Source organism: Streptomyces sp. So13.3, from assembly GCF_005860785.2.
Classification (GTDB): domain Bacteria; phylum Actinomycetota; class Actinomycetes; order Streptomycetales; family Streptomycetaceae; genus Actinacidiphila; species Actinacidiphila fildesensis.
Window position 1 is genome coordinate 2,449,583 of record NZ_CP048835.1, and the last position, 18,282, is coordinate 2,467,864.

16 protein-coding genes and 1 pseudogene are annotated in these 18,282 nt (G+C 71.1%); 8 read left to right on the top strand and 9 right to left on the bottom strand.

What is annotated here, in order from left to right; genetic code table 11:
- Nucleotides 1-19 precede the first annotated feature (19 nt).
- Nucleotides 20-631, bottom strand: coding sequence for a 30S ribosomal protein S4 (gene rpsD, locus C8250_RS11100; RefSeq protein WP_138352618.1), 612 nt, complete (start codon nt 629-631; stop codon nt 20-22).
- Between the two features lie 124 nt (nt 632-755).
- Here rpsD and C8250_RS11105 point away from each other — a divergent pair, with 124 nt between their 5' ends.
- Nucleotides 756-1,484 carry a DUF2470 domain-containing protein gene (locus C8250_RS11105; protein ID WP_138352723.1) on the top strand — a complete coding sequence of 243 codons (729 nt, stop codon included), beginning with the start codon at nt 756-758 and terminating at the stop codon, nt 1,482-1,484.
- 10 nt (nt 1,485-1,494) lie between these two features.
- Complete coding sequence (locus C8250_RS11110; protein WP_138352619.1) at nt 1,495-1,794, top strand: YciI family protein; 300 nt, start codon at nt 1,495-1,497, stop codon at nt 1,792-1,794.
- 34 nt (nt 1,795-1,828) lie between these two features.
- Here C8250_RS11110 and C8250_RS11115 read toward each other — a convergent pair whose 3' ends face one another.
- The 4 genes from C8250_RS11115 to C8250_RS11130 all read right to left on the bottom strand — a co-directional run bounded on the left by C8250_RS11115 (nt 1,829) and on the right by C8250_RS11130 (nt 6,355).
- Nucleotides 1,829-3,178: a replication-associated recombination protein A gene (locus C8250_RS11115; protein WP_138352620.1), complete on the bottom strand. Its 1,350-nt coding sequence runs from the start codon at nt 3,176-3,178 to the stop codon at nt 1,829-1,831.
- A 10-nt stretch (nt 3,179-3,188) separates the two neighbouring features.
- On the bottom strand, nt 3,189-3,908 hold the full coding sequence (locus C8250_RS11120) for a gamma-glutamyl-gamma-aminobutyrate hydrolase family protein (protein ID WP_138352621.1): 720 nt from the start codon (nt 3,906-3,908) through the stop codon (nt 3,189-3,191).
- Between the two features lie 86 nt (nt 3,909-3,994).
- The gene (gene eat, locus C8250_RS11125; protein WP_138352622.1) at nt 3,995-5,482 is read right to left on the bottom strand and encodes an ethanolamine permease; all 1,488 of its coding nucleotides are present in this window, start codon (nt 5,480-5,482) and stop codon (nt 3,995-3,997) included.
- Nucleotides 5,483-5,599: 117 nt separating this feature from the next.
- A complete protein-coding gene (locus C8250_RS11130) occupies nt 5,600-6,355 on the bottom strand; it encodes an FCD domain-containing protein (RefSeq protein WP_138352623.1) in 756 nt (251 codons plus the stop codon).
- Between the two features lie 74 nt (nt 6,356-6,429).
- On the opposite strand from C8250_RS11130, the gene C8250_RS11135 reads away from it, so the two are divergent.
- The 3 genes from C8250_RS11135 to C8250_RS11145 are packed head-to-tail and all read left to right on the top strand — an operon-like array spanning nt 6,430 to nt 9,969.
- Nucleotides 6,430-7,791, top strand: coding sequence for a glutamine synthetase family protein (locus tag C8250_RS11135; protein WP_138352624.1), 1,362 nt, complete (start codon nt 6,430-6,432; stop codon nt 7,789-7,791).
- 12 nt (nt 7,792-7,803) lie between these two features.
- Nucleotides 7,804-9,171 carry an aldehyde dehydrogenase family protein gene (locus C8250_RS11140; protein WP_138352625.1) on the top strand — a complete coding sequence of 456 codons (1,368 nt, stop codon included), beginning with the start codon at nt 7,804-7,806 and terminating at the stop codon, nt 9,169-9,171.
- Nucleotides 9,172-9,177: 6 nt separating this feature from the next.
- The gene (locus C8250_RS11145; protein WP_138352626.1) at nt 9,178-9,969 is read left to right on the top strand and encodes a 3-oxoacyl-ACP reductase; all 792 of its coding nucleotides are present in this window, start codon (nt 9,178-9,180) and stop codon (nt 9,967-9,969) included.
- 57 nt (nt 9,970-10,026) lie between these two features.
- Here the strand turns inward: C8250_RS11145 and C8250_RS11150 are convergent, their stop codons facing one another.
- Nucleotides 10,027-10,665, bottom strand: coding sequence for a vitamin K epoxide reductase family protein (locus tag C8250_RS11150; RefSeq protein WP_138352627.1), 639 nt, complete (start codon nt 10,663-10,665; stop codon nt 10,027-10,029).
- 154 nt (nt 10,666-10,819) lie between these two features.
- Between C8250_RS11150 and C8250_RS11155 the strand changes: the two are divergent.
- A pseudogene (locus C8250_RS11155) lies at nt 10,820-11,194 on the top strand (ATP-binding cassette domain-containing protein); the annotation flags it as partial.
- A gap of 111 nt (nt 11,195-11,305) precedes the next feature.
- Here C8250_RS11155 and hisS read toward each other — a convergent pair.
- Together hisS and C8250_RS11165 are read right to left on the bottom strand one after the other, a co-directional pair.
- Nucleotides 11,306-12,568, bottom strand: a complete 1,263-nt coding sequence (hisS, locus tag C8250_RS11160) for a histidine--tRNA ligase (RefSeq protein WP_138352628.1) — start codon at nt 12,566-12,568, stop codon at nt 11,306-11,308.
- An 11-nt stretch (nt 12,569-12,579) separates the two neighbouring features.
- Nucleotides 12,580-13,290: an MBL fold metallo-hydrolase gene (locus C8250_RS11165; protein ID WP_138352629.1), complete on the bottom strand. Its 711-nt coding sequence runs from the start codon at nt 13,288-13,290 to the stop codon at nt 12,580-12,582.
- A gap of 218 nt (nt 13,291-13,508) precedes the next feature.
- Between C8250_RS11165 and C8250_RS11170 the strand changes: the two genes are divergently transcribed.
- Together C8250_RS11170 and C8250_RS11175 are read left to right on the top strand one after the other, a co-directional pair.
- Nucleotides 13,509-14,333, top strand: a complete 825-nt coding sequence (locus C8250_RS11170; RefSeq protein WP_138352630.1) for a peptidylprolyl isomerase — start codon at nt 13,509-13,511, stop codon at nt 14,331-14,333.
- A 173-nt stretch (nt 14,334-14,506) separates the two neighbouring features.
- Nucleotides 14,507-15,736: a DUF349 domain-containing protein gene (locus C8250_RS11175; RefSeq protein ID WP_138352631.1), complete on the top strand. Its 1,230-nt coding sequence runs from the start codon at nt 14,507-14,509 to the stop codon at nt 15,734-15,736.
- Between the two features lie 78 nt (nt 15,737-15,814).
- Here C8250_RS11175 and C8250_RS11180 read toward each other — a convergent pair whose 3' ends face one another.
- Nucleotides 15,815-18,244: a bifunctional (p)ppGpp synthetase/guanosine-3',5'-bis(diphosphate) 3'-pyrophosphohydrolase gene (locus C8250_RS11180; RefSeq protein ID WP_138352632.1), complete on the bottom strand. Its 2,430-nt coding sequence runs from the start codon at nt 18,242-18,244 to the stop codon at nt 15,815-15,817.
- Nucleotides 18,245-18,282 lie beyond the last annotated feature (38 nt).

The window sequence follows — 18,282 nt, forward strand, 5'->3', positions numbered from 1 at the left end:
TACGGGGGCTCTCGCTGGATCAGCGGGCGTAGTACTCGACGACGAGCTGCTCGTCGCAGATCACCGGGATCTCGCGACGGTTCGGGTCGCGGTCCAGGCGGAAGGCCAGGGCCTGCAGGTTGACCTGCAGGTACTTCGGCGTCTCGCCCTCGCCGGCCCAGCCACCCTCACGGGCGACCTGGAACGGGGTCTTCTCGCGGCTGCGCTCGCGGACCATGACGACGTCGTCGGGGCGCACGCGGAAGGAGGGCTTGTCGACCTTGCGGCCGTTGACCTCGATGTGACCGTGCACGACCATCTGCCGGGACTGGTAGATGGTGCGGGCCAGACCGGCCCGCAGGACGAGCGCGTCCAGACGGCGCTCCAGCTCGATGATCAGCGCTTCGCCTGTCTTGAGGTCGACCTTCCGAGCGCGGTCGTAGGCACGGCGCATCTGCGTTTCGCTGATGTCGTACTGGGCACGCAGACGCTGCTTCTCGAGCAGACGGGTCTTGTAGTCGCTGTTCTGCTTGCGACCGCGACCGTGCTCGCCGGGCGGGTAGGGGCGGGCCTCGAAGTACTTGACTGCCTTCGGGGTCAGCGCGATGCCGAGCGCACGCGACTTCTTGACCTTGGGACGCGACTGGTTCACGTGGAACGATCCTCCATGTAAATTAGGTAAGGCTTACCTTAGCTGAGGAGATCGCATGATTCGACCCGGGAACCCCATGCCTGCGCACGGTCAGCCGCGCCCCGACGTGGACGATGCGCTCCGGATGCCATCGGCAGCCGAACGCGCGCGAACTCTAGTCGAGGGTAACCCGTCGGCTGTCCTGGTCATTCCCGGGCTGGACCCCGTACTGCCCGGTCAGATGGTCCCCGAGATGCGCAGCGTCGGCCCCGAGGGCGACGTGTTCCTGCTGTTCCCGGTGGATTCCCCGGCCGTGCGGGCCGCCACCCACGCCGAGGCCGACGAGCTGACCGCTGTGCTGGAGATCACGGACGTCGCACCGGTCTCGGTGCCGTACCGGATCCGCGGGCGGGCCTGGATCGCGGGCTGGCTGACGCCGGTGCGCGACGAACCGGTCGTGCCCGGCACCGCGCTGCTCCGGCTGGAGGTCGGCGAGGCGTCCGTGGACGACCTGTGGGGCGCGGAGCAGGTGGAACCCGACGAGTTCGCCGACGCCACCGCCGACCCGCTGGCGGCCCACGAGTCCGAGCTGCTCCAGCACCTGGCCGCCGCGCACGAGGACCAGGTGGGGTGGCTGTGCGGGCTCGTCGGCGGCTACGGCGGACGGGGCCCCGAGTGCGCCGGCACCCGGACGGCGGTGCCGGTGGCGCTGGACCGCTTCGGGCTGCGGGTCCGCTTCACCGACCCCGACGGCAGCTTCGACGCGCGCTTCGACTTCCCCGAACCAGTGCGCGGCCACGAGGAGTTGCACCACGCGATGCACACCCTCTTCGACGCGGCCCGCGCCTCCGCGGACGATCTTCACGGGGCGTAGCCTGACCTTCATGTTCGTACTCGACATCACGTACACCGCCCCCGTGGAGCAGGTCGACGCCGTCCTCGCCGATCACGTCGGCTGGCTGGACCTGCAGTACGCGGCCGGGGCTTTCCTGGCCTCGGGCCGCAAGGAGCCGCGCGAGGGCGGGGTGATCCTCGCGGTGGCCCGGGACCGGGCGGCGATCGAGGAGATCGTCTCCGGCGACCCGTTCGTCACCGCGGGGGTCTGCGCCTACCGGATCACCGAGTTCCTGGCCACGAAGACGGTGCCGGCGATGGCGGAGTACCGCCAGGAACTGCCGGTCTGATCACGGGCCCGGCCACTTCGCCCTGCCGGCGGGGTCACTCCCCCGACAGGCGTTCCCGGACGCGGTCGAGGACGTCGGCGTACCGGGCCTCCGCACCGTAGCGGGTGGGCTCGTAGTAGCGGCGGCCGTGGATCTCGTCGGGGGCGTACTGCTGGGCGGCGATGGCGCCGGGCAGATCGTGCGGGTACTGGTAGCCCTGCGCGTGGCCGAGCTTGGCCGCGCCCTTGTAGTGCCCGTCGCGCAGATGCGGCGGCACCGGCCCCGCCAGGCCCTTGCGCACATCGGCGAGCGCCGCGTCGATCGCCATGTACGCCGCGTTGGACTTCGGCGCCAGGGCGAGCGCGATCGCGGCCTGCGACAGGATGATGCGCGCCTCGGGGAAGCCGATCATCGCGACGGCCTGCGCGGCGGCGACCGCGGTCTGCAGCGCGGTGGGGTCGGCCATGCCGACGTCCTCGCTCGCCGAGATCATCAGCCGGCGGGCGATGAAGCGGGGGTCCTCCCCCGCCTCGATCATGCGCGCCAGATAGTGCAGCGTGGCGTCCACGTCCGAGCCCCGGATGGACTTGATCAGGGCGCTCGCCACGTCGTAGTGCTGGTCGCCGTCCCGGTCGTACTTCACCGCGGCCCGGTCGACGGACTCCTCCAGCGTGCTGAGGGTGATCTCCGCTTCGCCCTTGGCGATGGCCGCGCCGGCGCCCGCCTCCAGGGCGGTCAGGGCCCGCCGTGCGTCCCCGCCCGCGATGCGCAGCAGATGGGCCTCGGAGTCGGCGGGGAGCGTGACGGCGCCGCCGAGACCGCGCTCGTGGGTCAGCGCCCGGCGCAGCACTCCGCTCAGGTCCTCGTCGGTGAGCGGCTCCAGGGTGAGCAGCAGCGAGCGGGACAGCAGCGGGGAGATGATCGAGAAGTACGGGTTCTCGGTGGTGGCCGCGATCAGGGTGACCCAGCGGTTCTCGACGGCCGGCAGCAGCGAGTCCTGCTGCGCCTTGCTGAAGCGGTGGATCTCGTCCAGGAAGAGCACCGTCTCCCGGTCGTAGCCGCCGGACTGCCGCTTGGCGCTCTCGATGACCGCGCGGACCTCCTTGACGCCCGCGGTGATCGCCGAGAGCTCGACGAAGCGCTTATTGGTGGCCTTGCTGACCACGTACGCGAGCGTCGTCTTGCCGGTGCCGGGCGGGCCCCACAGGATCACCGAGGACGGCCCCGCCGGGCCGCCGCTGCCCTCGCCGACGAGCCGGCGCAGCGGTGCTCCCTGCTTGAGCAGATGCTGCTGGCCGACCACCTCGTCCAGGACGCGCGGACGCATCCGCACGGCGAGCGGGCTGTTGCCCGGCTCCCTCTCCTGGCGTTCCTCGGCAGCTGCGGTGAACAGGTCGGGCTCCATTCGTCCGAGCCTATGGCACGGGTGTGACAGCGCCTCCTGCCGCGGCCAGCAGCGCCCGCACCAGCCGCGGGTCGGAGCCCATCTCGGGGTGCCACTGCACGCCCAGCGCGAAGCCGGGCCCGGGCAGCTCGACCGCCTCCACGGTGCCGTCCTCGGCGTACGCGCTCACCGTCAGACCGGCGCCGAGCGAGCCGACGGCCTGGTGGTGGTAGGTCGGCACCTTCTCCGGGGCCGGGGTGATCCGGGCCAGCAGGGTGCCCGGCACCGGTGTCACGACGTGGTCGCCGAAGACCCCCGGCGTGACGGCGTGCCCGTCGTGGCCGACCTGCTCCGGGAGGTGCTGGACGAGCGTCCCGCCGCACAGCACGTTCAGCAGCTGCATCCCGCGGCACACGGCCAGGACGGGTGTGCCGGAGTCGATCGCGGCCCGCAGCACCGCCAGTTCCCACCGGTCGCGCTCGCGCGCCTGCGGCCCGGTGCGCGGATGGCGCGGTTCCCCGTAGAGCGAGGGTTCGACGTCGGGGCCGCCGGCGACGATGACGGCGTCCATCCTGGCGACCGCCGCGGCCGCGACGTCGGGATCGTCCGGCGGCAGCAGCGCGGCGATGCCGCCCGCGGCGCGGACCATGCGGGGGTAGACCTCCGGCAGGAGTACGGCGCTGGTCTCCCAGACGCCCCACCTGGCGGTGTCGAGATAGGTCGTGACGCCGACCAGCGGCTGCTCGGGCATGAACTGATCCTCCTGGATGACGGGGTCGATTGTGGCGCGGACGGCTGCCGGGCGTCCGGAGCCGCGCGGGTGTCGCGCGGCGGCCGTCAGTCCCGTGCCAGCTCGGCCTCGGCGGCGGCCAGTGCCGCGAACTCCTCCTCGGGGGCGGAGGCGACCAGCCGCTTGCGGCTGTAGAGGGCGAAGTAGGCGATGGCCACGGCGTAGACGGCGAGCGCGGTGAGGGCCGCGTCGATGTCGACCAGGAACGTGGCGACCACGGCCGCGACGGCGAGCACGAAGGCGACGGCGGAGGTGACGATGCCGCCGGGGGTGCGGTAGGGCCGGTGCAGGGCGGGCTCGCGCAGCCGCAGCACGATGTGCGACAGCGCCATGAGGACGTAGCTGACCGCCGCGCCGAAGACCGCCATGTTCAGGACCTTGGACCCGTCGTCGGCGTTGGCCGCCGCCAGGACGAAGCCGATGGTGCCGGGGACCACCAGCCCCAGGTACGGGGCCTTGCGCTTGCTGGTCAGGGAGAGGAAGCGGGGCAGATAGCCGGCCCGGGACAGGGCGAACAGCTGCCGCGATCCGGCGTAGATGAGCGAGAAGAACGAGGCGACCAGACCGGCGAGACCCGCGTAGTTGACGATCTGGCTCAGTGCGGAGGACTTCCCGCCGTTGGCCGTCTGCAGCGCTTCGACCAGCGGGTTCCCGGACTCCTTGAGCGCGTCGGCGCCGCCCGCTCCGACCGTCGGAAGCAGGGTGATGACGGCGAGCACCACGAGGATGCCGATGGAGAGCGCCATGGCCCTGGGCAGGCTCTTCACCGGGTCCTTGGTCTCCTCGGCGGCGAGCGGAACGCCTTCGACGCCCAGGAAGAACCACATTCCGAAGGGGAACGCGGCCCAGATCCCCATCAGGCCGAAGGGCAGCCAGGATCCGGCGCCGACCGCGTCGGTCACCTTGATGTCGTTGAGCCGGCTCGCGTCGAAGGAGCCGAGGGCTCCGACGGCGAAGACCACCAGCGCGAGGACGGCGACGGCGGTGACGACGAAGCTGAACCGCAGCGCCTCGCCGACGCCCCACAGATGCACGCCGATGAAGATCACGAAGCAGGCGAGGAAGACCGGCCAGCCGGAGGTGAGCCCGAAGAGGTTGAGGGACTCGACGTAGGCACCGATGAACGTGGCGATGGCGGCGGGCGCGAGCACGTACTCGATGAGGATGGCGGTACCGGTGAGGAAGCCGCCCCAGGGTCCGAGGGCGCGGCGGGCGAAGCCGTAGCCGCCGCCGGCCGTGGGCAGCACCGAGGACATCTCGGCGAGCGAGAAGACCAGGCAGGTGTACATCAGGCCCATCAGGGCGGTGGCGATGGCCAGTCCGCCGAAACCGCCCTCGCGCAGGCCGAAGTTCCAGCCGGAGTAGTCGCCCGAGACGACGTAGGCGACGCCGAGTCCGGTGAGCAGCAGCCAGCCCGCGGTGCCGCGGCGCAGGGTGCGGCGCTCCAGGTAGTCGTCGCCGCCGGGCGGGGTCGCCGTCGCCGTGCTGCCTGCCGTGCTGCCTGTTGGGAACGGTGAATCGCCGGGCTGGGGCATGCGTCACTCCCGTACGGGACGAGGGGTAAAGGTTTGAACGCATACCTTTACGGCTGTCGCGGAGATGCGCAAGCCCCCGGCAGGGACCGGCCGGCCGGTTCGCCGGCCACGGCGGGGTCAGGCGAGGAAGCCGCGCAGCAGGGCCGCGGTGCCCTCGGCGTGCTCGCGCATCACCGCCGCCGCGGCCTCCTCCTCGCCGTCGAGAATGGCCTCGACCAGCGCGGTGTGCTGGCCCTGCGAGTGTTCGAGGTTGCGTACCAGGATGGGGATGCAGTCCAGGAGTTCGTTGACCTGGGCGCGCACCGCGGCGTACTGCGTGACCAGCGAAGGGGAGCCGCAGAGCTCGGCGATGGCCAGGTGCAGCAGGGTGTCGGCGCGCCGGTAGTCTGCGGTGGGCGCGTCGCCCGTCTCGCGCAGCCGGCGGCGCAGCAGGTCCGTCTGCTCCCCGGTCAGTTCGGTGCGGGCGCAGAGACCGGCCGCCCCGACCTCCAGGACCTCGCGGAAGCGCAGCACGTCGTCCAGGCCGCCGGTGCCCAGTCCGGCCGCCCTGCGCCGCAGTTCGTTCTCCGCGTCCGCCCGGCCCGCGCCGTGGGACGGCGGGCGGTTGCGGACGAAGGTGCCGCCGTGCCGGCCGCGGCGGGTCTCGACCAGCCCCTGCTCGTGCAGGACCTTCAGTACCTCGCGCAGGGTGACGCGGCTGATCCGCAGCCGTTCGGCCAGTTCGCGCTCGGCGGGCAGCCGCTCGCCGTCGGGCACCAGACCGAGCCGGACGACCTGGAGCACCTGCTCCAGCGCCTCCTCGAAACCATTGCCGCCGCGGACCGGCCGTAGCACCGAGGCGAGCGGATCCGCGGAGATTTGCTGCTCACTCATGCGCGGGCCCCTTCCCAATCAATGGTTCCAACCCATACCTTAGTGCTTCCGCCCGATCCGAGAGGACCTCCCTCGTGGCAGATCGCACACCCCCCCTGTCCGTCGACGCCCTGCGCGCCCTGGTGGCAGCGGGGAAGATCCACACCGTCATCCTCGGCTTCGCCGATATGCAGGGGCGGCTGCAGGGCAAACGATTCGCCGCACCGTTCTTCCTCGACGAGGTGCTGGCCCACGGTACCGAGGGCTGCAACTACCTGCTCGCGGTGGACGTCGACCTCAACACCGTCGACGGCTACGCGATGTCCTCCTGGGAACGCGGCTACGGCGACTTCGCCATGCACCCCGACATCAGCACCCTGCGCCACGTCCCCTGGCAGGACGGCACGGCGCTGCTCATCGCCGACCTCGCCTGGAACGACGGCAAGCCGGTGGTCGCCGCGCCCCGGCAGATCCTGCGCCACCAGCTGGGCCGGCTCGCGGACCAGGGCTGGACCGCCCATGCCGGCACCGAGCTGGAGTTCATGGTCTTCCGCGACACCTACGAGCAGGCGTGGGACGGCGGCTACCGCGGCCTGACCCCCGCCAACCAGTACAACGCCGACTACTCGGTGCTCGCCACCTCCCGCGTCGAGCCGCTGCTGCGCCGGATCCGCAACGAGATGGCCGGGGCGGGCCTGACCCCGGAGTCCGCCAAGGGCGAGTGCAATCTCGGCCAGCACGAGATCGTCTTCCGCTACGACGAGGCGCTCGTCACCTGCGACCAGCACACCGTCTACAAGACCGGGGCCAAGGAGATCGCCGCCCAGGAGGGCGCCTCGCTCACCTTCATGGCGAAGTTCAACGAGCGCGAGGGCAACTCCTGTCATATCCACCTCTCCTTGCGGGACGAGGCGGGACGCCCTGTCATGGCGGGCGAGGACGGCGAGATGTCGCCCCTCATGCGGCACTTCCTGGCCGGGCAGCTCGCCGCCCTGCGCGACTTCTCCCTGTTGTACGCGCCCAACATCAACTCCTACAAGCGTTTCCGGCCGGGCTCCTTCGCCCCCACCGCGGTCGCCTGGGGCGTCGACAACCGCACCTGCGCGCTGCGCGTCGTCGGGCACGGCGCCTCGCTGCGCCTGGAGAACCGCGTCCCGGGCGGCGACGTCAACCCGTACCTGGCCGTGGCGGGCATGGTCGCGGCGGGTCTGTACGGCATCGAGCACAAGCTCGAACTGCCGGAGGCCTGCACGGGCAACGCCTACACCGCCGACTACGCGCAGGTGCCCGGCACCCTGCGGGAGGCCGCCGGACTGTGGGCGGCCAGCCCGATCGCGCGGGAGGCCTTCGGCCAGGACGTCGTCGACCACTACAGCAACATGGCGCGGATCGAGCAGGAAGCGTTCGACACCGCCATCACGGACTGGGAGCGGTTCCGCTCCTTCGAGCGGATGTAAGGAAGCAGCCCCGTGACCGAGCACCACCAGGTACTCAACCCCGCCACCGAGGAGGTCGTCGCCACGGTCGCGGCGACCACCCCGGAGGGCGTGGACACCGCCGTCGCCGCGGCGGCCAAGGCCCAGCAGGGCTGGGCGGCGCTGGCCCCGGCCGACCGGGCGCGCGGCCTGCGCCGGTTCGCCTCCGAGGTCGACGCGCACGCCGAGGAGCTCGCCGCGCTGGAGGTCCGCGAGGCCGGCCACACCCTCGGCAACGCCCGCTGGGAGGCCGGGAACGTCCGTGATCTGCTCGACTACGCCGCCGGCGGCGTGGAACGGCTCAGCGGCCGGCAGATCCCGGTCGCCGGCGGCATCGACCTCACCTTCCACGAGCCGATCGGCGTCGTCGGCGTCATCGCCCCGTGGAACTTCCCGATGCCGATCGCGGCGTGGGGCACCGCCCCGGCGCTCGCGGCGGGCAACGCCGTCCTGCTCAAACCGGCCGAGACCACCCCGCTGACCGCACTGCGGCTGGCCGAACTCGCCCTGTCCGCGGGCCTGCCCGAAGGGCTCTTCCAGGTACTGCCCGGCGCGGGCCCGGTCACCGGGACCCGGCTCGTCGAGCACCCGGACGTGCGGAAGATCGTGTTCACCGGCTCCACCGCCGTCGGCAAGCGGATCATGGAGCAGTGCGCACGTCAGGTGAAGCGGGTCACCCTCGAACTCGGCGGCAAGAGCCCGAACATCGTCTTCGCCGACGCGGACCTGGAGAAGGCCGCGGCGGCGGCCCCGATGGCGTTCCTGGACAACGCGGGCCAGGACTGCTGCGCCCGCACCCGGATCCTGGTCCAGCGGGAGGTCTACGAACGGTTCCTGGAGCTGCTGGTCCCGGCGGTCGAGGCCGTCCGGGTAGGCGACCCGTCGGACCCCGCCACCGAGATGGGTCCGCTGATCTCGGCGGTCCAGCGGGATCGGGTCCGCTCGCTCGTCACGGACGACCTGCCGGTCGCCGCCCGCGGCAGCGCCCCCGAAGGACCCGGCTTCTGGTACCCGCCGACGGTGCTGGCCCCGGTCGGCGCCGCCGCCCCCGCCGCCACCGAGGAGATCTTCGGGCCGGTCGCCGTCGTCCTGCCCTTCGAGGACGAGGCGGACGCGCTGCGGCTCGCCAACGCCACCCGCTACGGGCTGTCCGGCTCGATCTGGACCCGCGACCTCGGCCGGGCCCTCCGGATGTCGCGCGGGGTCGCGGCGGGCAACCTGTCGGTCAACAGCCACAGTTCGGTCCGCTACGCGACGCCGTTCGGCGGCTTCGGGGAATCCGGCCTCGGCCGGGAACTGGGCCCCGACGCCCTCGCCGCCTTCACCGAGACCAAGAACGTCTTCATCAGCACTGAGGAGTAGCAGCGCATGTCAGAGCCATCCACCACCGAAGTCTGCCGCCGCCTCGTCGGCCGTACCGCGGTCATCACCGGCGCCGGCAGCGGCATCGGGCTGGCCACCGCACGCCGCTTCGCCTCCGAGGGCGCGAACGTGGTCGTCGCCGATATCGACGAGGGGTCGGGCAAGGCCGCGGCCGAGGAGGTCGGCGGGATCTTCGTCAAGGTCGACGTCACCGACCCCGAGCAGGTCGAGGCGCTGTTCAGGACGGCGTACGACACCTACGGATCGGTCGACATCGCCTTCAACAACGCCGGGATCTCGCCGCCCGACGACGACTCGATCCTCACCACCGGCCTGGACGCCTGGCGCCGGGTCCAGGAGGTCAACCTGACCTCCGTCTACCTGTGCTGCAAGGCCGTGCTGCCGTACATGCAGCGGCAGGGCAAGGGCTCGATCATCAACACCGCGTCGTTCGTGGCCAAGATGGGCGCGGCCACCTCGCAGATCTCCTACACGGCGTCCAAGGGTGGCGTCCTGGCCATGACCCGCGAGCTGGGCGTGCAGTTCGCCCGCGAGGGCATCCGGGTCAACGCGCTGTGCCCCGGCCCGGTCAACACCCCGCTGCTCCAGGAGCTGTTCGCCAAGGACCCGGAGCGCGCCGCCCGCCGGATCGTGCACATTCCGGTGGGCCGCTTCGCCGAGCCGACGGAGATCGCCGCCGCGGTGGCGTTCCTCGCCAGCGACGACTCCAGCTTCATGACGGCGAGCGAGTTCCTCGTGGACGGCGGCATCGGCGGGGCGTACGTCACCCCGCAGTAGCCGCGGGTTCCGCCGCGCCCGGAGGACGGGTGCGGCGGGCCTACCGGGCCCCCGGGCTCAGATGAGCGTCTTCCAGTACGACCACCAGCGGGTCAGGATCAGCATCGCGATGATGCCGTACCAGAGCACCGGCACGACCCAGTGGAACTCCAGGACCGCGCTACGCACCCCGGCCGGGACCTTGATGATGCCGTGCTTGATGTTGTGCACGGCCGTGTACCAGAAGAGCGCGATGGTGACGACCCAGGCCAGGGAGCACCACAGGCACAGGGAGTTGATGTTGTACAGCGACTGGTACTGCAGCCAGGTCACGAACCCGACGCCGAACAGGGTGCCGGCCTGCAGGCCGAGCCAGAACCAGCCCCGGTAGCGGGCGCCCGCGAGCACACCGACGCCGATGCACACCACGATCGGGTAGGCGATCAGGCCGATCATCGGGTTCGGGAAGCCGAACGCGTGGGCCTGTTCGCTCTTCATGATGTTGCCGCAGGAGATGATCGGGTTCAGGCTGCAGCCCGGGACGAAGTTCGGGTCTTCGAGGAGCTTGAACTTGTCCCAGGTGATCACGAAGGACGCGAGCGTGCCGAGCGCGCCGCAGATCACCAGCAGCCACGCGAAGGGACGTCCCGTCCCGATGGTGTTCCCGGTCTCGCGGTCACCGTCGGTGAGAGTCTGGTCGAGCGCCGAAGTCGTCATATCGCCGTTCCGTAGATCCGTCGTTATCCCGCGCGACCTTCATTGTGCACCAGTGGCAGGGCCCGCAGGTGCCCGGTGGTCCATCGAACGGTGGACACGGGAGTGTCCTCCTGGTCGTCCCCCGCGGCGCGTGCCCAGGAGGATTCCTACCGGCATGGGAAACGAGGCGGTGCGGGTGCGGGGCCTCCGCAAGCGGTACGGCGAGGTCACCGCGGTCGACGGAGTCGATCTCGACATCGAACGCGGCGAGGCGTTCGGGATCCTGGGCCCCAACGGGGCGGGCAAGAGCACGACGGTCGAGATCCTGCAGGGGCACCGGTCGGGGGACGGCGGCGAGGTGACCGTGCTGGGCGAGGACCCGGACCTGGCCGGCCGCGCCTGGCGCTCACGGGTCGGCATCGTCTGGCAGGACGAGTCGGCGCCGGCGGAGCTGACCCTCCGCGAGAGCGTGCGGCACTTCGCGCGGTACTACCCGCGACCGCGCGATCCGGCGGAGGTCATCGCCCTGGTCGGTCCGGAGGACAAGGCCGGTCACCAGCGCGATGCGGCACGGGCTGATCTGACCCCGCGTCCCGCACAGGGCGAAGGGCCCGGACAGCGACAGCTGTCCGGGCCCTTCGCCGCAGGTCGGAGCAGCGGGTCAGGCCAGCTTCTCCTGGAGGGTGGCGACCAGCGCGTCCAGGGCGACCGCCGTCTGCTCACCGCTCCGCATGTCCTTGAGCTGCACCACGCCCTCGGCCAGATCACGCTCACCGGCCACGATCGCGAAGCGGGCGTCGGCGCGGTTCGCCGACTTCATCGCGTTCTTCAGGCCCTTGCCGCCGAACGCGAAGTCGGTGGCGATACCCGCCCGGCGCAGCTCGGTGACCGTGCCGAAGAGCGTGCGGCGCGCCTCCTCGCCGAGCGGTACGGCGAACACGTCGGTCGTCGCGGGCAGTTCGAGCTCGACGCCCTCGGCCTTGAGCGCCAGCACCGTACGGTCCACGCCCAGCGCCCAGCCGACGGACGGCAGCGCGGGGCCGCCGATCATCTCGGACAGGCCGTCGTACCGCCCGCCGCCGCCGACGGCGGACTGCGAGCCGAGACCGCCGTGCACGAACTCGAAGGTGGTGCGGGTGTAGTAGTCCAGGCCGCGCACCAGCTTCGGGTCGTCCTCGTACGCCACGCCCGCGGCCGTCAGCAGCTCGCGCACCTGCTCGTGGTACTCCTTGCACGCCTCGCACAGGTAGTCACGGAGCATGGGGGCACCGGTCAGCTGCTTCTGCACCGCGTCGCGCTTGTCGTCCAGAACGCGCAGCGGGTTGATCTCCGCCCGGCGCACGGTGTCCTCGTCCAGGTCGAGACCGGCCAGGAACTGCTGGAGCGCGGCCCGGTAGACCGGACGGCACTCCTTGTCGCCGAGCGAGTTGAGCAGCACCCGGAAGTTCTTCAGGCCGAGTGCCTTGTACGCGTCGACGGCCAGGATGATCAGCTCGGCGTCCAGCACCGGGTCCTCGGTGCCGATCGCCTCGGCGCCGACCTGCGAGAAGTGCCGGTACCGGCCGGCCTGCGGGCGCTCGTAGCGGTAGTACGAGCCCGAGTACCAGAGCTTGACCGGCAGGTTGCCGAGCTTGTGCAGGTTGTTCTGCAGGGCGGCGCGCAGCACGGAGGCGGTGCCCTCGGGGCGCAGCGCGAGCGTGGTGCCGCCCTTGGTGGTGAGGGTGTACATCTCCTTGCTGACGATGTCGGTGGACTCGCCGACGCCGCGGGAGAAGAGTTCGACCGCCTCGAACCCGGGGGTCTCGATATAGCCGTAGCCGGCCCGCTTGAGCGGTGCGGAGATCGCCTCGCGCACCGCGAGATACGCCGCGGAGTCCGGCGGGATCAGGTCGTACGTGCCCTTGGGGGCCTGGAAGGTACTCACAGGAAGCCTTGTCACAATCCTCGTCGCGGAGCCGGTGAACCGGCTCCGAAGCCGCGGGCCGCTTCCCCCAGGTAGGGGTTGGCGGCGCGCTCGCGGCCGATGGTCGTCTGGGGGCCGTGGCCGGACAGCACCACGGTCGAGTCGTCGAGCGGCAGGCACACCCGCGCCAGCGACTCCATCAGCTCGTCCGCGGAGCCACCGGGCAGGTCGGAGCGTCCGACGGAGCCGGCGAACAGCAGGTCGCCCGAGAAGAACACCGACGGCACGTCGGAGGTCTCGGGAAGCCTGAAGGTCACCGACCCCTTCGTATGGCCCGGCGCGTGCGAGACGGTGAACTCCAGGCCGGCCAGCCCGAGGGCGGCGCCGTCGGTCAGCTCCCGGACGTCGTCGGGTTCCCCGATCGTCAGCTCGCCCAGCAGCTGCTGCCCGATGGAGCGCCCCAGGGCCTTCTCCGGGTCGCTCATCATGTAGCGGTCCCGGGGGTGGATCCAGGCCGGGACGTCATGGGCCCCGCAGACCGGCACGACGGACGCCACATGGTCGAGGTGGCCATGGGTGAGGATGACGGCGACGGGCTTGAGGCGATGCTTGGCGAGCGTGTCCTCGACGCCCTGGGTCGCTTGGTGACCCGGGTCGATGATCACGCACTCCTCACCGGCGGCGGGGGCGACCACATAACAATTGGTCCCCCAGGCCCCGGCGGGGAACCCGGCAATAAGCACGTTCGTCCTTCTGTCGTCCGCGGAGCTGTCGGCAGCTCACGAGCCTACCGGCGCGGGAGTGGCCGCCGCGAACCCGTATCGTCCCGCAGGTGCGCCTGTGCGTGGCGCGCGGGTACTGGACTGCGGGCCGGGTGGGGCGCGAAGATCTGCCGCACGCGGATTCACGTTCGAGATGACGTTTTCGAGAAGACTGAAGCAGAAGACCGGGAGACGGCGAAGTGGTCACCAAGGAACAGCGGCGGCGACAGCTCGCCCGAGAGAAGTTCGAGCGGCAGCAGCAGCGCAGGACCGCGGAGCAGTCCAAGGCCCGCCGGCGCAACAGCGTGATCGCCGCCGTGGTGGCCGTCGTGGTGGCCGCCGGCGCCACCGCGTACGCGACGGGCAGCCTGGACGGCAAGGAGAAGTCGAAGACCGACGCGGCCGCCAGTCCGTCGGCCACGACGCCTTCCAAGGCGCCGGACCCGTGCGCCAAGCCGGGCGCGGGCACCCCGGGGAAGCAGCAGTGGAAGACCGAGCCGGCGATGGACATCGACAAGAGCGCGAAGTACACCTTCACGCTCCAGACCACCTGCGGTGACATCGCGATGGCGCTGGACGCGGCGAAGGCGCCGGCCACCGTGAACTCGTTCAAGTTCCTCGCCGACAAGGGCTTCTTCGACCACACCAAGTGCCACCGGCTCACCGCCGACAACATCTTCGTCCTGCAGTGCGGCGACCCGACCGGTACCGGCCAGGGCGGCCCCGGCTACACGATTCCGGACGAGAACCTCAAGGACCCGGCCGTCGCGAAGGGCACCTACCCGGCGGGCACGATCGCGATGGCGAACACCGGGCAGCCGCACACCGGCGGCAGCCAGTTCTTCCTGGTCTACAAGGACAGCCCGCTGCCGGCGTCCTACACGCCCTTCGGCACCATCGGCGCCGACGGCATGAAGGTGCTGCAGAAGATCGCGGCGGCGGGCGCGGCGGCCCCCGACGCCCAGCAGAACACCGCCCCGAACGCGACCGTGGTGATCAACAAGGCGGTCGTGAAGCAGTCGTGAACCCCTGATGAGCCGGGCCCCGGCGGTAAATTTCGCGTGTGCTGGATGCGGACAGCCGGGGCGCCGGTCGCCTATGTTGGCGTTGGACCGGTCAGGGCGCAGCCCGGCCGGAGGAAACTGTGAACGATGCCCGCGAGCCGGAAAGCGGCCGGGCATCACGTGGAGGAGGCGCTGTGAGCAGCGACCCATGGGGCCGCGTCGATGAGACGGGGACCGTGTACGTGCGTACGGCCGACGGGGAGCGGGAGGTCGGTTCGTGGCAGGCGGGGTCTCCGGATGAGGCACTGGCCTACTTCGAGCGCAAGTACGAGGGGCTTGTCGTCGAGATCGGCCTCCTCGAGCGGCGGGTGAAGACCACCGACCTCGCGCCCAAGGACGCGCTGACCGCGATCGAGCACCTTCGGGCGTCGGTCACCGAGGCGCACGCGGTGGGCGACCTGGCGGCGCTCGCCACACGGCTGGACGCACTCGTCGGGCTGGTGGAATCGCGCCGCGAGGAGCGCAAGGTCGCGAAGGCGAAGGCGACCGACGAGGCCAAGGTGGCCAAGGAGGAGCTGGTCGCGGAGGCCGAGGGGCTGGCCGAGAGCGAGCAGTGGCGGACCGCGGGCGAGCGGCTGCGCGCCCTGGTGGACACCTGGAAGGCGCTGCCGCGCCTGGACCGCAAGGCCGACGACGAGCTGTGGCACCGTTTCAGCCACGCCCGTTCGGTCTTCTCCAAGCGGCGCAAGGCGCACTTCGCGTCGCTGGACTCCCAGCGCGAGGAGGCCCGCCGCGCCAAGGAGAAGCTGGTCACGGAGGCGCTGGCGCTGTCGAACTCCACCGACTGGGGTCCGACCGCCGCCCGCTACCGCGAGCTGATGACGGAGTGGAAGGCCGCAGGCCGCGCGCAGCGCGAGTCCGAGGACGACCTGTGGAACCGCTTCCGCGGCGCCCAGGACCAGTTCTTCCAGGCCCGCACCGAGGTCTTCAACGAGCGCGACTCCCAGGAGCGGGAGAACCTCGCGCTCAAGGAGGAGCTCGCCATCGAGGCCGAGAAGATCCTTCCGGTGACGGATCTCAAGGCGGCCCGTGCGGCGTTCCGCGCGATCAACGAGCGCTGGGAGGCCGTCGGCCATGTGCCGCGCGACGCCCGGCCCCGTATCGAGGCCCGGATGCACGCGGTCGAGCGCGCGATCCAGGACTCGGAGGAGAACGAGTGGCGCCGGACGAACCCGGAGGCGCGGGCCCGCGCCGCGGGTCTGACGGGCCAGCTCCAGGCGGCCGTCGACAAGCTGCGCACCCAGGCCGAGGCCGCCCGGGCCGCGGGCAACGCGTCGAAGGCCGACAAGCTCACCCGTGAGCTCGAGGGCCGGCAGGCCCTGCTGGACCAGGCCCTGAAGGGCCTGGAGGAGTTCGGCGGCTGAGCAGGCCCTGAGGCCCGCACCGCACGACGAAGCGGCCCCGGTACGGATCTTCCGTACCGGGGCCGCTCGCGTACGGGCTCAGCGCTGACGGCCCGAGGTGACGCGGTACACGTCGTAGACGCCCTCGACGCCGCGTACGGCCTTCAGGACGTGCCCCAGGTGCTTGGGGTCGCCCATCTCGAAGGTGAAACGCGAGGTCGCGACCCGGTCACGGGAGGTCTGCACGGCGGCGGACAGGATGTTGACGTGCTGGTCGGACAGCACCCGCGTCACGTCCGACAGCAACCGCGACCGGTCCAGCGCCTCGACCTGGATGGCGACCAGGAAGACGGACGACTGGGTGGGCGCCCACTCGACCTCCAGGATCCGCTCGGGCTCCTGGGACAGCGACTCGATGTTGACGCAGTCCGTGCGGTGCACCGAGACTCCGCTGCCCCGGGTGACGAAGCCGATGATCGGGTCGCCGGGCACCGGGGTGCAACAGCGGGACAGCTTGACCCACACGTCGTCGACGCCCTTGACGACCACGCCGGGGTCGGCGTTGGCCCGCCGCTTGGAGCGGTTGCGCGAGGGGGTGGTGACCTCCTCGATCTCCTCGGTCGCACCTTCCTCGCCGCCGAGCGCGTCGACCAGCTTCTGGACGACGGACTGGGCGGTGATGTGCCCCTCGCCGATCGCCGCGTAGAGCGCGGAGATGTCCGGGTAGCGCATCTCGTGGGCGAGGGTGACGAGCGAGTCGCCGGTCAGGACCCGCTGGATCGGCAGGTTCTGCTTGCGCATCGCCCGCGCGATGGCGTCCTTGCCCTGCTCGACGGCCTCCTCGCGGCGCTCCTTGGAGAACCAGGCGCGGATCTTGTTCCGGGCGCGCGGGGACTTCACGAAGCCCAGCCAGTCGCGCGACGGGGCGGCGCTCGCGGCCTTGGAGGTGAAGACCTCCACCAGGTCGCCGTTGTCGAGCGTCGACTCCAGCGGCACCAGGCGGCCGTTGACCCGGGCCCCTATGGTCCGGTGCCCGACGTCGGTGTGCACCGCGTAGGCGAAGTCCACCGGGGTGGCGCCGGCCGGCAGCGCTATGACGTCGCCCTTGGGGGTGAAGACGAAGACCTCGTTCTGCGAGAGGTCGAAGCGCAGCGACTCCAGGAACTCGCTCGGGTCCTCGGTCTCCTTCTGCCAGTCCAGCAGCTGCCGCAGCCACGCCATGTCGTTGACGGTGTCGCCGTCGCTCTTGCGCGGGGTGTCGGTGCGCACCTTCGAGGCGCCGGAGACCGGGTCCTGCTTGTACTTCCAGTGCGCGGCGATGCCGTACTCGGCCCTGCGGTGCATGTCGAAGGTGCGGATCTGCAGCTCGACGGGTTTTCCGCTGGGCCCGATGACCGTCGTGTGCAGCGACTGGTACATGTTGAACTTGGGCATCGCGATGTAGTCCTTGAACCGCCCGGGCACCGGGTTCCAGCGCGCGTGGATGGTCCCGAGCGCCGCATAGCTGTCGCGGACGGTGTCGACGAGGACGCGGATCCCCACCAGGTCGTAGATCTCGGCGAAGTCGCGGCCTCGCACGATCATCTTCTGGTAGACGCTGTAGTAGTGCTTCGGGCGGCCGGTGACGGTCGCCTTGATCCGGGCCGCGCGCAGGTCCTGCTGGACCTGGTCGGTGACGACGGCGAGGTACTCGTCGCGCTTGGGGGCGCGCTCGGCGACCAGCCGCACGATCTCGTCGTACATCTTGGGGTAGAGGATCGCGAAGGCGAGGTCCTCCAGCTCCCACTTGATGGTGTTCATGCCCAGCCGGTGCGCCAGCGGGGCGTAGATCTCCAGCGTCTCGCGGGCCTTCTTCTCCTGCTTCTCCCGCTTGAGATACCGCATGGTGCGCATGTTGTGCAGGCGGTCGGCGAGCTTGATGACCAGGACGCGCGGGTCCTTGGCCATGGCCACGACCATCTTGCGTACCGTCTCGGCCTGCGCGGCCTCGCCGAACTTCACCTTGTCGAGCTTGGTGACGCCGTCGACGAGCAGCGCGACCTGGTCGCCGAAGTCCCGGCGCAGCGCGTCCAGGCTGTAGTCGGTGTCCTCGACGGTGTCGTGCAGCAGTCCCGCCATCAGTGTGGCCGGGTCCATGCCGAGCTCGGCGAGGATCGTGGTGACCGCGAGCGGGTGGGTGATGTACGGGTCGCCGCTCTTGCGCTTCACTCCGCGGTGCCAGCGCTCCGCGACCTGGTAGGCGCGCTCGATCTGGCGCAGCTGCGCGGTGTCGCCCTTCGGGTCGTTGCCCCGGACGATCCGCAGCATCGGCTCCAGCACCGGGTTGTACGGGCTGGACCGCTGCACACCGAGCCGGGCGAGGCGGGCGCGGACGCGGTTGGAGGAGCCTGCGGCGCGCGACGGCGTCGCGCTGGCGGGGGTCCGTACGGGCCGGACGGCAGGCGTCGGCGGCTCGGGGGCGGCTCCGTTGCTCCCGGCGGGGGTTTCGTCCCCGCCTTCGGCGTCGAGCGGCTGGGCCTCGTCTGGCAAGAGCACTCCTCACGCGGGTGGGAGCACCCATGGTATCG

Bases quoted from the DNA above. Each gene is read 5' to 3' on its own strand.
- C8250_RS11105 (WP_138352723.1), top strand. From the start codon at position 756: ATGCCATCGGCAGCCGAACGCGCGCGAACTCTAGTCGAGGGTAACCCG.
- C8250_RS11110 (WP_138352619.1), top strand. From the start codon at position 1,495: ATGTTCGTACTCGACATCACGTACACCGCCCCCGTGGAGCAGGTCGAC.
- C8250_RS11115 (WP_138352620.1), bottom strand. From the start codon at position 3,178: ATGGAGCCCGACCTGTTCACCGCAGCTGCCGAGGAACGCCAGGAGAGG.
- C8250_RS11120 (WP_138352621.1), bottom strand. From the start codon at position 3,908: ATGCCCGAGCAGCCGCTGGTCGGCGTCACGACCTATCTCGACACCGCC.
- eat (WP_138352622.1), bottom strand. From the start codon at position 5,482: ATGCCCCAGCCCGGCGATTCACCGTTCCCAACAGGCAGCACGGCAGGC.
- C8250_RS11130 (WP_138352623.1), bottom strand. From the start codon at position 6,355: ATGAGTGAGCAGCAAATCTCCGCGGATCCGCTCGCCTCGGTGCTACGG.
- C8250_RS11145 (WP_138352626.1), top strand. From the start codon at position 9,178: ATGTCAGAGCCATCCACCACCGAAGTCTGCCGCCGCCTCGTCGGCCGT.
- C8250_RS11150 (WP_138352627.1), bottom strand. From the start codon at position 10,665: ATGACGACTTCGGCGCTCGACCAGACTCTCACCGACGGTGACCGCGAG.